At 34.4% G+C, this 14,566-nt stretch carries 14 protein-coding genes; 10 read left to right on the top strand and 4 right to left on the bottom strand.

Annotated elements, in window-relative coordinates:
• The first annotated feature begins 2 nt into the window (after nt 1-2).
• The 4 genes from AC3IS6_RS17200 to AC3IS6_RS17185 all read left to right on the top strand — a co-directional run bounded on the left by AC3IS6_RS17200 (nt 3) and on the right by AC3IS6_RS17185 (nt 3,516).
• Nucleotides 3-605 carry a murein L,D-transpeptidase catalytic domain-containing protein gene (locus AC3IS6_RS17200; protein WP_173967074.1) on the top strand — a complete coding sequence of 201 codons (603 nt, stop codon included), beginning with the start codon at nt 3-5 and terminating at the stop codon, nt 603-605.
• A 126-nt stretch (nt 606-731) separates the two neighbouring features.
• A complete protein-coding gene (locus AC3IS6_RS17195; protein ID WP_489161168.1) occupies nt 732-1,334 on the top strand; it encodes a murein L,D-transpeptidase catalytic domain-containing protein in 603 nt (200 codons plus the stop codon).
• 46 nt (nt 1,335-1,380) lie between these two features.
• Nucleotides 1,381-2,073 carry a (d)CMP kinase gene (gene cmk, locus AC3IS6_RS17190; protein WP_489161167.1) on the top strand — a complete coding sequence of 231 codons (693 nt, stop codon included), beginning with the start codon at nt 1,381-1,383 and terminating at the stop codon, nt 2,071-2,073.
• Nucleotides 2,074-2,139: 66 nt separating this feature from the next.
• Nucleotides 2,140-3,516, top strand: a complete 1,377-nt coding sequence (locus tag AC3IS6_RS17185) for a nucleoside permease (RefSeq protein ID WP_489161165.1) — start codon at nt 2,140-2,142, stop codon at nt 3,514-3,516.
• Nucleotides 3,517-3,590: 74 nt separating this feature from the next.
• Here AC3IS6_RS17185 and AC3IS6_RS17180 read toward each other — a convergent pair whose 3' ends face one another.
• Nucleotides 3,591-5,243, bottom strand: a complete 1,653-nt coding sequence (locus AC3IS6_RS17180; protein ID WP_489161164.1) for a hypothetical protein — start codon at nt 5,241-5,243, stop codon at nt 3,591-3,593.
• A gap of 310 nt (nt 5,244-5,553) precedes the next feature.
• On the opposite strand from AC3IS6_RS17180, the gene AC3IS6_RS17175 reads away from it, so the two are divergent.
• The 3 genes from AC3IS6_RS17175 to AC3IS6_RS17165 are packed head-to-tail and all read left to right on the top strand — an operon-like array spanning nt 5,554 to nt 8,184.
• Complete coding sequence (locus AC3IS6_RS17175; RefSeq protein ID WP_489161163.1) at nt 5,554-6,336, top strand: acetolactate decarboxylase; 783 nt, start codon at nt 5,554-5,556, stop codon at nt 6,334-6,336.
• 45 nt (nt 6,337-6,381) lie between these two features.
• Entirely contained in the window at nt 6,382-7,794 is a 1,413-nt protein-coding gene (locus AC3IS6_RS17170) for an L-dopachrome tautomerase-related protein (RefSeq protein WP_489161162.1), read from the top strand.
• A 33-nt stretch (nt 7,795-7,827) separates the two neighbouring features.
• Complete coding sequence (locus tag AC3IS6_RS17165) at nt 7,828-8,184, top strand: hypothetical protein (protein WP_489161161.1); 357 nt, start codon at nt 7,828-7,830, stop codon at nt 8,182-8,184.
• Nucleotides 8,185-8,648: 464 nt separating this feature from the next.
• Here AC3IS6_RS17165 and istB read toward each other — a convergent pair whose 3' ends face one another.
• Nucleotides 8,649-9,386 (bottom strand): IS21-like element helper ATPase IstB, encoded by a 738-nt coding sequence (gene istB / locus AC3IS6_RS17160; protein WP_056251131.1) that lies wholly within the window; start codon nt 9,384-9,386, stop codon nt 8,649-8,651.
• A 16-nt stretch (nt 9,387-9,402) separates the two neighbouring features.
• Nucleotides 9,403-10,950, bottom strand: coding sequence for an IS21 family transposase (gene istA / locus AC3IS6_RS17155; protein ID WP_489159942.1), 1,548 nt, complete (start codon nt 10,948-10,950; stop codon nt 9,403-9,405).
• 204 nt (nt 10,951-11,154) lie between these two features.
• Between istA and AC3IS6_RS17150 the strand changes: the two genes are divergently transcribed.
• On the top strand, nt 11,155-11,730 hold the full coding sequence (locus AC3IS6_RS17150; RefSeq protein ID WP_489161159.1) for a DUF6892 domain-containing protein: 576 nt from the start codon (nt 11,155-11,157) through the stop codon (nt 11,728-11,730).
• 293 nt (nt 11,731-12,023) lie between these two features.
• A complete protein-coding gene (locus AC3IS6_RS17145) occupies nt 12,024-12,725 on the top strand; it encodes a DUF1963 domain-containing protein (protein ID WP_489161157.1) in 702 nt (233 codons plus the stop codon).
• A gap of 362 nt (nt 12,726-13,087) precedes the next feature.
• On the opposite strand, the gene AC3IS6_RS17140 is transcribed toward AC3IS6_RS17145, so the two are convergent.
• Nucleotides 13,088-13,558, bottom strand: coding sequence for an Lrp/AsnC family transcriptional regulator (locus AC3IS6_RS17140; protein WP_173966220.1), 471 nt, complete (start codon nt 13,556-13,558; stop codon nt 13,088-13,090).
• 210 nt (nt 13,559-13,768) lie between these two features.
• On the opposite strand from AC3IS6_RS17140, the gene AC3IS6_RS17135 reads away from it, so the two are divergent.
• Nucleotides 13,769-14,563 (top strand): DUF1338 domain-containing protein, encoded by a 795-nt coding sequence (locus AC3IS6_RS17135; protein ID WP_489161155.1) that lies wholly within the window; start codon nt 13,769-13,771, stop codon nt 14,561-14,563.
• Nucleotides 14,564-14,566: the final 3 nt, after the last annotated feature.

The following is a 14,566-nucleotide window of genomic DNA, read 5'->3' as shown; positions in this document are numbered from 1 at the left end:
ATATGAAAATACTTAGTTTGTTTTTGTTTTTAACGGTAGGTGTTTTAACGGGTGCGAAACATTACTATAAAAATGAAACTACTATTTCCAGCCTGGAAGTAGAGCGGATCAATACCAGAGTAAGCGAAATTAAAAACATGATTAGTATTGACTCTAAGTACAATACTAAAATTGCTTTTTTCGTTGATATGAGAATACCATCGGGTAAAAATCGTTTTTTTGTTTACGATCTGGTAAACAATAAAATTATAGATCAGGGCCTTGTAGCACATGGCTCGGGATCTGAAACAGGTGTGAAAGGCAGCTTAAGGTTCAGTAATACCCCTAATTCGAATTGTACTGCATTAGGGCGCTATGTGATTCAAAAATGTTACAAAGGAATTTTCGGAAAGGCATATAAATTAAATGGTCTGGATGAAACCAATAACAATGCTTTAAAAAGAGCGATAGTATTGCATTATTACTCAGCAGTTCCTTATGAAGAACAAGATTACTATATTAGCAACAGTCATGGCTGTCCGATGGTAAACGAACAATTCTTCAAACGACTCGAAAAATATATAAGTTGTTCTAAGTCAAATATTATCCTGGATGTTTATTATTAGAAAACTTAGAATATAATTTCAAATAAACTTAAATCATAATATTGCTGTTGTTTTTTTTTCAACAGCATTTTTTTTGTTCTGATTTTTATTCCATTTTAAATTTCCACATTGTATCAATATCATTCTATGAAGAAAATCCTTTTTATTTTTCTTGTTGTAATCCTATTTTTTGTTGGGTATAAGATCATTAAGAAAGAGAGTACAGCTCCTTTGTTAGTAGCAAGTACAATTGATAGCAAAAAAATCAATGAAATTAGGAAAATTATAAAGAGCGATTCAAAATACAATGATAGATATGCTTTTTTTATCGATATGAAAATTCCCTCGGGCAAGAACCGCTTTTTTGTATACGATCTAAAAGCCAATAAAATTATTGATAAAGGATTAGTAGCTCATGGTTCGGGGTCAGAGACCCAAATAAAAGGCAAGTTAAAATTTAGTAATGTTCCTAATTCGCTCAGCACTTCATTAGGGAAATACGCTATTGGTGAGCATTATAACGGAAAGTTTGGTAAGGCCTACAAATTATATGGATTGGATACCACAAATTCGAATGCATTTGATCGTGATATTGTTTTCCATTATTATTTTGATGTTCCGTATGAAGAGCAAAATGGATATATTTGCAACAGTTATGGATGCCCGATGGTGAACAAGAAATATTTTGAAAGAGTGGCAAAAATAATTGATAATTCCGGATCCGATATTGTGATGAGTATTTACTATTAAAACCGGATTGGAACAGTAAATAAGTTTAAATTTAAAAATAAAAAAATTGAAAAAAATTACCATTGCAATTGATGGATTCTCCTCAACAGGAAAGAGTACTTTGGCAAAACAATTGGCGAAAGAGCTGGAATATGTTTATGTAGATACCGGAGCAATGTACCGTGCGGTGGCACACTTTGCCATGCAGCATCAGCTTATTGCGGCAGATTTTTTTGATAAGGCAGCACTTATAGCAGCTTTGCCAAACATTCAGTTAGAGTTTAAATTTAACACTGACTTGGGTTTTGCTGAGATGTATCTGAATGGTGAAAATGTGGAAAAACAAATCAGAACCATTGAGGTTTCTAATTTTGTGAGTAAAGTTGCCGAGGTTTCTGAAGTGCGTTCTAAATTGGTAGAGCAGCAACAGGAAATGGGAAAAAACAAAGCAATAGTGATGGATGGAAGAGACATTGGTACCGTAGTTTTTCCTAATGCCGAGCTTAAAATTTTCATGACTGCCAGTGCCGAGACCCGTGCACAAAGACGTTTTGACGAATTACAGCAAAAAGGAGACAACGTATCTTATGAAGATGTCTTGAAAAATGTAGTCGAAAGAGATTATATTGATACACACCGCGAAGATTCTCCTTTAATCATTGCCGATGATGCGATAGAAATAGATAATTCTTACTTAAACAGGGAAGAACAGTTTGATGCAGTTCTGGAATTAGTAAAGGATGTTGTTAAAACAGTTTAATTTTTTGTAGATATCATTTTTAATGGTAGTTTTACCGCTTTATTTATTTAAAGACAATTTCATCGTATGGGAATTAAAAACAGGTTGATTATAATGAGCTTTCTTCAATTTTTTGTTTGGGGAGCCTGGCTTATAACAATTGGAAATTATTGGTTTGGAACTAAAAATTGGGAAGGAACCCAGTTTGGTCTTGTTTTCGGAACCATGGGAATTGCTTCTTTATTCATGCCCACTTTAACCGGAATTATTGCAGACAGATGGATTAATGCAGAAAAACTATATGGTGTCCTGCATGTTCTTTATGCTGTGGTTTTATTTGGTATTGCTCATGTTACGACACCGGATAATTTTATATATGTAATGTTTATCGCAATGTGCTGTTACATGCCTACAATTGCTTTGAGCAACTCTATTTCGTATACTTCGCTTAAGCTGAATAATAAAAACATTGTAAAAGATTTTCCACCTATCCGTGTTTGGGGAACGATTGGTTTTATTGCCGCAATGTGGATCACTAATTTAAGTGGAAGCAAAGCGACAGAATACCAATTTTATATCGCCGGAGTTGGAGCCTTAATTCTTGGTTTTTATGCTTTTACATTGCCTAAATGTGAGCCTCAGCGTCTGACTAAAGAAGATGCTTCATTGGTAGAAACTTTAGGACTAGAGGCCTTTAAGTTATTTGGAAATTACAAAATGGCTTTATTCTTTGTATTCTCTATGTTTTTAGGAGGAGCTTTACAATTGACAAATGCCTACGGAGATGTATTTTTAGATGAATTCAAGCATTTCCCTAAATATGCAGATTCTTTCGTGATCAAATATTCGACTATAATCATGTCGATCTCTCAGGTATCTGAAACTTTGTTTATTTTGGCAATTCCATTTTTCTTAAGACGTTTTGGAATCAAACAGGTAATGTTGATCAGTATGTTGGCTTGGGTATTGCGTTTTGGATTATTTGGATTTGGAGATCCTGTAGGTGGTTTATGGATGATTATTCTATCTTGTATCGTTTACGGAATGGCATTTGATTTCTTCAATATCTCAGGTTCGTTATTCGTTGAAAGCAATACAGATTCTAAAATACGTTCGTCTGCACAAGGATTATTCATGATGATGACCAACGGTGTAGGTGCAGTTCTGGGAAGTTTGACTTCCGGTTGGGCCATTGATCGTTTCTTTACCAAATCATTCACGAATACTACCGAGTTGGCAGGATTTTTACAAACAGAAAGTACAAATTCAAGAATGCTGGAATTTGTGAAAGGACAGGGTAATTCGATTTCGGCGGACGGAATTTTTACAAATCCAATTTTAATGAAAGACTGGCATAACATCTGGCTGTCATTTGCAGCTTATGCCTTAGTAATTGCGATTGCTTTTGCTGTTTTATTCAAACACAAACATGACCCAAAAGAACTAGAGAATTTGAGTCATTAAACTATAAGACACACAGTCAAAAATCCCGTTTTCATCACTTGAAAACGGGATTTTTTTTGAAATAACCTGTAGTATTAATTGACTTCGATACGATTAAATTGAAAAAGATCATTATTAGCTGATTTTACGGTAATATAATATTGACCAACAGGTAAATCTGTTTCAATGATACCATCTTTTTGAGCAATTAGAGTAGATTGAATCGGAATTAATAAATCTGCGTTTTTAGTTGCATTATATTCCTCTAATAAGAAAACGTCAACCAATAGTTCTTCGTTTTTAAATTGTGAAAATTTCAGGTCTTTCAGACTAACCTTTTTGAAAGTCTTATCCGGGTAAACCGATTGCAGGTTGGCTTCAAGGTTATTGATTACAAAATAATCAGCACTTGATTTCATTAAAGTATCTTTTGCAAATATAGCTTTAGGAAGTAAAACTAGTTTTTCTTTTGTGTTCATCATAACAGTTTCCTGATTGATGGTAACGGGATCTATGTTCGAGTATTCTTTTAAATAATTGGCCATAACGCGATTTTTCCCTTCTTCTTCCAGATGACCATGGCCTACATAAATAAAAATTTTTGCCTTTGGATCTTTTTCCAGTATCTTCATGACATTTTTGGCTTGGCCTATTTCCCGGTTTACTTTCTGATCAGAATTTTCATGTCCCACTAGCGTAAATCCCATAGCATTTGCTTTTCTTACGAAATGACCAAAATAAGGATCTTTGATATAAAATCCATTTTTAGCATTTGGAACAGGTGTGGTATTAGTACTATTATTAGGTGCAAAGGTTTCCATAGAAATCACGGAGAATCCTTTTTGTTTCAAGACGTCAAGAAGATTTAGAGCAAACAATCGATGTTTGGGATAAAAATGGTCCTCATTGAGTATAATAATCTGATTGTTGTTAGCGAGATCTGCAATTGCTGCAATCACAGCTTCCTCTTTTTTGACTTCATTTTTGGATAATGAGTTTAGAACAGTGTGATTAAAATCACTTTTATCACTTTCATATCTCTTAATCAGTAGATTATATTCTTTATTGTTGCCTATATAAGAATTGATCGTTAAGTACAAAGGGTCTTTGAACATTATTTTTTTAGGATCTTTTATAGGAGCCTGCTTTATTTTTTCTCTTCCCTGCAAGTAATTTTTATGAGGCTCATAGGTGTAATAATTAAAAAGTTGCATATAAGACAGTTTATTCAAAGAGGTACTGTCCAGATGAACCCTTCGAATATTTTCGTTGGCTTTTTCCAAATGATTCATATTCAGGGGCATTCGCGTAAGTGAAATGACTTTTTTTGCTCCTTTTTGTTTTTCAAAAATTATAACGCCATTGATACTGTCATTTCGAACCAGTTTTTCATGAGTAATTGTATCGATTGGTTTTTCAATCTTTTCAAAGAAATAGTAGCTTTCTAAATTTTGATCTGTTTTGTAACTAAGTATTGTCTTTGCAGCAGAAATATCTTTAGAATTCCCAATACTCTTTCTTAGCGTACTTTTATTAAGCTTAGAAAGATCTTCATAACTCACATTTTCCGGGATGTCTATGGAAACATCCAGTAATGTATTGTAAAACAAATCGCCTTTGTTTCTTTCTCCGACGATATAATTGTGTTGGACAATATTCTGATGAGTAGTTTTGCAGCCGGCGAATACTAAAAGACAACTTGCCGAACAGTAATATTTTTGAAATCTGACAGGAATTAATTTTATCATAGTTTTTAGAAGTATAAAATAACAAATATCATTGCTTTCTCAAGGTTTGAATGCTGGTTTATTATCGTAAACCTGTATTATATTAACCCGTTGAGACAATTAATTTAAAGGTATCTCATGATCCAATTCTGCTAGGATACAAAAGCCATTACAACTTAGAGTTTACTACAACTTACCGGTAATGGTGATTAACTTTTAGAGCTGACGATAAAATTGTACAGGAAAATTGTTTAGATGTACAATTTGTCTTACTTTCTTTAGAGATATCTTTGCTAATATAACGAAAGAAAGTCACCTAATATATAAAACCATGAGAAATAATAGCACCGGATTGGCAGTTTTTTTTATTGCAATATTTGGTTTTATGCCTGTAATAGCGCAGGTTAAAGAGGAAAAACCTCTTTTTCATTATTCTGTAATGGATGCGATGCGTAATGGTGTTTATACAGGAGAACTATCGATTGGAGAACTCGCCAAAAAAGGAAATTTCGGAATTGGTACTTACAATTATTTAGACGGTGAAATGATAGTACTTGATGGTGTTTTCTATCGGGTAGATGCTTCCGGAGTGATTGGGGTTGCTGCAAACAGCCTTAAGATACCATTTGGTTCAGTTGCTTTCTTTAAAGCTGATATGCAGTTTGAACTTACCAATTTAAAAGATATTGAAGAACTCCAGAACGAGGTGATAAAAAGACTTCCCTCGGTTAATAAACCTTATGCTGTTCGCATAGAATGTGAATTTGAAAACATTACAGTAGGTGGCGCCAGACGTCTCGATGAAAATGAGACTACCGGATTGGGAGAACTCATGAAAACAAGACCTTTGTATCCAAGAGAACATATCTCGGGGACTATGGTTGGTTTTTACAATCCTCCATATTTCTCGGCCATCGATTTATCTCCGTTTCATTTTCATTTTATTTCCAGAGACCGTAAATATGGCGGACATCTGATTTCCGGAAAATTAGGGACAGTAACTATAAAAGTCAGCATAGACGAAAAACCGGGTTATGAGGTTATTTTGCCCCAGCAGAATAAAGTTTTTAACAAACCCTGGACAAAGCAAGACGGTGTTAAAAGCTCTTACTAAAAGAGTGCCGGTATAAACCGCTTTATTATTTAAAATTCAACAAACATGACAAAATTAAAATTAGCAATTTCTGCAATGATCTTGCTCGCTACTGCTATGACAGCACAGCAAACGAAAGAAATTCAGCATCTAAAATTTGATAATTTGGGATGGGAGCAACTAGGCGATAAATTACAACGCAAATATGTGTACGGAGAACAGGGCATGCTGGCGCTGTTTAAGATGGACAAGGGGGCAAAAGTACCTTTGCATCAGCATCCAAACGAACAAACGACTTATATTACAAAAGGAAGTGTAAAAGTGAGCATGCAAGGCAAAGATTATGTTGTTAGTGCCGGTGAGGTATTGATTATTCCGGGGAATATTCCTCATCAGTTTGAGTGTTTGGAAGACGGTACTTTAGATATAGATTTTTTTGCTCCGCCACGTAAAGACTGGATAGAAGGTACTGCCAGTTATTTTGGAAACACAAACAAAACAACTACTGCTCTTGAAGTGGTTGCCGCTATGGACATACGTCCGGGCGATGTTGCCGTATCGGCAGAGGGCCGCGTTTTTGCAACCATACATCCGCTGGGCAATCAAAAAACGCAATTGGTTGAAATTGTGAATGGAAAGGCAGTTCCATATCCTTCTGCTGCTTATCAGAAGAATGGCGGAAAGCCAACGGATACCAAATTTGATGCAATGCTGGGATTAATCTTTGATAAAAACAATCAGCTGTGGGTAACAGATATGGGACTTGAACTTGGAAAATCCAGACTTTGGGCTTTTGACATCAGCAAAAATAAGGTAGTACAAAAAATTGAATTGCCTCAAACTATAGCGCCAAAAGGTACTTTTACACAAGATGTTGCCATCGACGAAAAAAATGGTTTTGCCTATCTGGCGGATATTGCCAATCCGGGAATCATCGTATTGAATCTGAAAACCAAGAAAACACGCCGCTTTAGTGGACACGCTTCTTTACAGGCAGAAGATAAAGACATGATTATCGACGGGAAAGTGACTTATTTTGGTGGGAAACCTGCTCGCGTTGCTATTGATCCCATTACACTTTCGTACGACAGAGAAACGATCTTTTTTGGAGCAATGAATGGAACTTCATGGTATAGTGTGCCAGCAAGATTATTTAGAGAAGGAAAGAGTGATGCCGAAATTAGTAGTGCCATAAAAAAAGTTGGTAACAAACCTTTTAGCGATGGCGCTTTGACAGATGAAGCAGGGAATCATTATTTTACTAATCTTCAGGAACATGCTATAACAAAGTTGGATGCTACTGGTAAATTGACTACTATTGTACAGGACGCTCAAAAATTGCAGTGGCCGGATAATGTATATAAAGGTCCTAACGGGTGGATGTATATTTCAGTAAATCAACTTAATAGTACTCCTGCATTTACGGGTGCAGACGATCAGGGAAAACCGCCTTATTATATTTATCGTTTCAAACAATAAGAATAACATCTTTAATTTAATACCAACAGTAAAATGTTCACATTCTTCAGGGTTTCAGTGAGTATTGCTATAATAGCTTTATTTGTACTTAGTTTAGTTACACTGAGTGATGTTTTCCTTCATGACAATCAGCTCTTTTTTTATATGCTGACCACTGTAACGGCTGTTATTTTTGCGGCTATGGGGTTTGTTGGAATTGTGATTTATAAAAACTTTAAAAATATCTGGCTGCATGTCACAAAAGAAGAGCAACAGCATTTTGTCCAGGCTTCTGTTCGAAAGTTTTTAGTGGTTCTTGGCTTTATTGCATTAGTAGTTGCATTATTTTCCTTTGTACTTTGCATAGGATTAATAGAGAGAATGCAGGACGGAATGGCTTTATTCGGTTAGGATAAGCAAAGTTTTAAAAAATAGGTTTGTTAGCCTATAGAAAAACACATTATGCAGTAAGCGCATAATGTGTTTTTTTATTTGAGATTTATATGCTCGGCACAGGTATGTAATTCAAAGTTTGTTATACCAGATATTACCTCAATGCATCCAGTTATTACACGGATGGTCTAATTTCTGAAAATTTTAGGCTCACCATTAGAATTAGTTTATATTTGTAAGATTAGTAGTATGTATTTAGGTTTGCTGGACTGCGATGAATTAATAGGATAAGCAACACATTTGAAGCATTCAGCCATAAGTATGCAAATTCCGGTTATATTGATCACCCCATTCCGTTTTAAAGTGAGCACCTTATTCCAGTTCAAAATGACCACCTAATTCCGGAGCAAAATGACCACCTCCGTTTTGATTAAAAACTATATTTTTTCATCTGTTAATTAGTATTCAAATATAATAAAATATCACTCTTTGTTTATTCCTCTTTTCTTTCTCATGGATTCTCCATGTAATTCAAGCCTATGAGATTGGTGTATAAGTCTGTCTAATATTGCATCGGCTATCGTTTTTTCTCCAATTATATCATACCAGCCTTGAACCGGGATTTGTGATGTCACGATTATAGAGCCGTTATTATGCCTGTCTTCTATGATCTCCAAAAGAGTAATTCGGTTATGGCTGTCAAGTGCCTGGAGTCCAAAATCATCAAGTATGATAACATCCTGTCTTTGTATTTTGGTAAGTTCCCGCAGATAAGTGCCATCTGCTTTAGCCATTTTTAGTCTAGCAAACAATTTTGAGGTATTAAAATAACTTACCTTAAAACCCTGTATACAAGCTTGATAACCTAATGCGGTACCTAAATAACTTTTACCGACACCGGTGCTTCCAGTGATTAAAATGTTTTCATTTTTCTCTATAAATTCGCATTCTGCCAGACGCAGTACCATGTTTCTGTCCAGATTACGTGATACATCAAAATTGATACTTTCAATATTTGATTTGTAATGGAATTTGGCATTAGTGATACTTCGTTCAATACGACGATTGTACCTTTCATCCCATTCTGCATCAATAATCATCGATACAAACTGGTCAAGGGTATAATGATCTGTTTTTCCGCTTTCAATGGCTGTTTTAAAAGCATTAAACATGCCATAAAGCTTCATTTGTTTCATTTTGGTTACTGTGGATTCATTCATTTTTTCAAGATTTAATTTAGTTATAATAGTGTTTTCCTCTTATATTACTGTGATCGGGAAGTTCTTGCTCAGGTTCTTGATCAAAATCAATATGATCCAAGTTGTTTTCTAAAATATTTTGTATGGTCTTAAAATTGTAAATTTTAAAATCAAGTGCCCGCCTGCAGGCATTTATTAATCGCTGTCTGCCTACCTTTTTTTCAAAATTCAGTATTCCTAAACAACTTTTATAAGCCTGTTCTGGATGATTTCTGCTTTCGATTATCTGTATTATATATTCTCCCACTGACTCATCAATATTATTAGCCCATTCAATGAAGCGGGCAGCACTCCATTGGGCTACAAATTGATGTGTACTGGCTAAATGCTCAGGGGTTGTTGTATAGACATAAGGTTTGTAGTTTCTTGGATGTACAGCTATTCGATTGTATTTAAAATAAATCTCTACCGTTGATTTGGTATATAACAGCTTTGCTTTCTTTTTTACATATTGATACGGAACGCTGTAATAGTTTTTGTCCTGGCTTAATTGAACATGACCGTTTTGCATTACTGTTGCAAAAGATTGGTATTTAATTTCAAAACGATCTTGTGGCAGTGGACGCAGTTTTTCTTTCTCGTCTTCTAAAAATAATTCAAAGCGGGAATAAGGGCGTCCTGTTAGTTTTCTGTTATTATGAGAGTCAAGTAAATCCCAGATCTGCTGATTTAATTCTTCCAGAGAAAAGAATTTGGTTTCTTTTATGGTTACATAAATCCTTCGATATAATATCTTAACAGCTCCTTCAACTAATGATTTGTCTCTGGGCCTGTAAGCTCTGGCAGGTAAAATTGTAGTTTCGTAATGTTCTGCTAAATCAGCCAGGGTTTCATTGATTGTCGGTTCAAAACGACTGCTTTTTATTACTGCAGATTTTAAATTATCCGGAACAATGGCAGCAGGAGTACCTTCAAAAAAGCGCATGGCATTCTCTACTGAGTCAACAAAGTTTTCCTTTTGCTGGCTCATGGAAGCTTCAGCATACGTGTATTGGCTAGCGCCTAATATTGCTACAAAAAATTGTACTTCTTTGACTTCTCCGGTATCTATATCAATAATTGAGAGTGTCTTTCCGGCATAATCAACATACATTTTATCACCAGCCTTATGGTTCATATGCATGACCGGATTGACTCGCTTGCCCCATATATTGTAATGATAATGAAATTGTGAAGTTCGATAACCATCAGGATTTACAGCAATATATTGTTCCCACATATGCTGTACGGTAACGCCAACTTTTTTTAGTTCACGTTCCATTTTATGAAAAAAATCATAAAGTGTCTGTAATCTCGGGCTAATGGCCTCTACACTAGTCTGGGAGAATAAAAGTTCCAGCTCTGCATCGGTTTTTTGGTCGATTAATTCTAAGCTTAATCCGAGAACTTCAAATAAGGAAATATATTTCTTTACCGTATTTCTTGAAAGGGATAAGTAGCTACTTATAAATAACTTACTCTTTCCATTACAATAGAATTTAATTACTTTTCTAATTTTACTCATGTCTGTTATTTTGTTTGCCATAATCCGTATATTTTTAACGAATGTATGGTTCTAACAACATGAAAAAATGAATAGTTTTTAATCGTTAATTAACCACAAAACCTGGTGGTCAATTTGCTCCGGAATCAGGTGGTCAATTTACTCCGGAATTAGGTGGTCAAATTGACCGGTTTTTCCACATTTACCTCTACGAAAGCAGCAAAACATGGCTTCTGTTTGGCAGAAATGGCTTTAAAGTCAGAGATTAAAATATCTGAAATAAATAGTAGTGATATTGAAAAAGTTATTGATTCTCAAAAAGTACCTGATTTTTATAAATTTAAAGAAATGTCTCCAATCGAAGATTCTGACAGATATAAACACAAACCTATTGAGGGAGAGAAAATTGAATTTACAGATTTTAATTTTAAACTTGCCATCATTCAGGAGCTGATGTATGAAAAGGAATTGATTCTTCCGAAGTTTGATCTTTGTGAGTTTGTAGACCGTTACAGAGGAAGAGAAATAGACCTTGAAGAGGAAGGATATGATTTTATACCAGAAGTTACAAGCTATTTTGAAAAATTAGAAATCGATAAAAAGTTTGCCAGCGAAGTTACAGAAGTATGTCAGGATGTGTGTGATGATATATACAGGAATATGTTTTGGTTTTGGGATGGAGAAGGTGACGAATTTGATATACAATCTTTTAAAGATGTAGAACAGTTTCCAAATCTCAAAAAGATGACATTATTGTATGATACTTCTTTTAAGGAACTAGAATATTTAAAGAGTAGAGGAATAGAGGTTGAAGATGTTTAGATCAAATTAGAGATAAAGGAATAAAAAAGCACCCGAATTTGGATGCTTTTTTTATAGAATATAGGTTTTGTTTCATAAACTATTTCTAATATTGATCGAGAGATTTATGTAAAAGCATAATCCTCTTAATCTGTAGTAAAAGGTTAGATATTGACGTAATTTTTATATGGCTCGTTCCTACGGAACTTTCTGTGTCGTGTTTTTTTCAACGGATTAAAATCCGTTGCTACAAAATGAATCGTTCCTTTGGAACTATCCAGAATAAATTGTTGTTAACTTAAAAAAAATCAAAAATGGATGAAGTACAAAGAATAAAAAAACAGCTTGCAAAAACAGCTACTGAATTTATAAGTGGCGGATTTAGACCAACAAATTCAGCTTCTGAAAGTTGGATTGGAAGAGTTTATTTATATAAAGAAGCGGAAGAGATTCCTCTGGACAATAACAACGAATTGATGTGGCCACTGTTTCAATTATGTTTGGACGGTTTGCCTTTTGTTCCCGAGATTTTAAAAAGTACAAAAACGATTTCTGTCTTTATTTCTAAGAATATTCCAATGGATTTGACTCCTAATGGAAATAATTGGACATTACGTGAATATGGCATTGACGATACACTTATTATTAAAGATTTAAAAAATCCTGTTTCACATCTAAAAGCTTTTCCATTATCAAATAAATTAATTGAGGAAGATTACCCTGTTTGGGAAGATTGTTCCTCCATACCAGAGGATGTTACGGACAAGATACTTGAACTTGAAGAATCAAAAACTATTGATTATTATTACGACATAGTTGAAAATTATTATGGTCATAAAATTGGAGGTTATCCTAGTTATTGCCAATCAGGAATCGATTTTGGGAACGATTTTGAGTTTGTTATACAGATTTCTTCTGATGAAAAAGTTAATTTAAATATTGTTGATAACGGCAATATTTATCTGGCAAAAAATAGCAAGACTGGACAATGGGTCTATTATTGTGATTTTTATTAGATAATTTAAGTGTGACACGATCCAAAAATTTTAATCGTTAGGTTCCGAAGAAAAGATTGATTTTACAGTAACGGATTTTAATGTGTTGCAAATAAAAAAACTTGTTAAAAAAGTTCCGAAGAAAAGATTGATTTTACGGTTATGGATTTTAATCCGTTGGAACCAAAAACAATATGTGGAAAAAGTTCCATAGGAACGACTCATTTAAATTTTGAACCTAGTAAAGTCACACATCCCGCTTTTTACGCAAAGATCAAAATATTTCATAACACCTTTGCGACTCCGCGCCTTAGCGAGAGATTCTAATCTGCATCTAAACAATGAGGGCTACGATTTTTGCGTTCCTTGCGGTTTTAAAAAAATCAAACCGGAAGATTCTTCTCAAATGCCGATCCAAAAGAAAAGAACGAATCTGTACTTCCAACACCTTCAATCTGGTGAATTTGTTCGTATAAAATTTTACGAAGTTCTTCGTTATTGATAGCGACAATTTTTATAAACAAAGCATACTTTCCGGAAACCCAATGGCACTCTACAACCTCCGGAATTTCTTTTAATTTTTCGGCAATCGAATAGGAAAAACGCGCCTCTTTGGTTACAATTCCGGTGTACGTAGTAGTCTCAAAACCAATTTCTTTTGGATTTAACTTTACCGAAAAACCGGTAATCACTCCCGATTCCTGTAACTTCTTAACCCTCAAATGTACCAGTGAATTAGAGATGTTTAATTCTTTGGCTAAATCAGAAAAAGAGATTCTTCCATTTTTGCTTAGCATTTGTATGATTTCGCGATCTAAATAGTCAGTATTTTCATTCTTCTTGATGTTTGCCATGGTTAGTGCTAGTTTACAGATTTCTATTATTTTGACAATTCTTAAGTTAAAACGGGTTTTATAAATGTCAAAATTACAAAAAAAACAGTGCGAAGTGTCGAATTTTAAATAAACGTATATCTATGGTGTTATAATAACACTATTATATATAATTTTGTGTCATAATCACACTATTTTAACAAAACAGAAATGGATAAAAATCAATTACTTATGAAATTATGGGAGCAGTATGCCAATATTACCCCATCTGCAAGAAAAATACATGAATTACTCGAAGAAAGAGGTGAAGTGATAAAAAATGATCATATCGCTATTCGTACTTTCAATGATAAGCGTGTAAATATTGAGGTTCTGGAAAAGCCTTTTTTGAATGTTGGTTATGAAGCAAGAGGAGAATATAATTTTGAAAGCAAAAAATTGTTTGCCAGACATTACGAACACCTAACAGATAAAGATGCTCCAAGAATTTTTATTTCGGAGTTGGAGTTAGAAAAATGTTCTACTGAATTGCAGGAGACCGTACAGGGTATTCTGAACAGTTGTGATGCAGATTTATTTAATAATCCTGAGTTGGTTTTGAGTGGTTCTGTGTGGAATGGAAATTCACAGGCAGTGTACAAATCATTATTGGACGAGTCAGAGTATGCTGCATGGATGTATGTGTATGGATTTAGAGCCAATCACTTTACTATTAATACCAATGCTTTAAAAGAGTTTAAAACGTTAGAAGAACTTAATCACTTTTTAGAAGAGAGTGGATGGAAATTAAATGCATCGGGTGGAAAAATCAAAGGTACTCCGGAGCAATTACTGGAACAATCCAGTACACTTGCTGATTTGTATCTAGTCGATTTTGAAGAAGGTGCCTTAGAAATACCATCTTGTTATTATGAGTTTGCACTTCGTTATCCAATGGCAAACGGAGAATTGTATCAGGGATTTGTAGCTTCATCTGCCGATAAGATATTTGAGAGCACAGATGTAAAGCTACAAGAAGCTAAATAATTA

It is taken from the genome of Flavobacterium sp. KH_035, from assembly GCF_057839565.1.
This window is presented reverse-complemented; position numbering and strand designations above follow the sequence as displayed.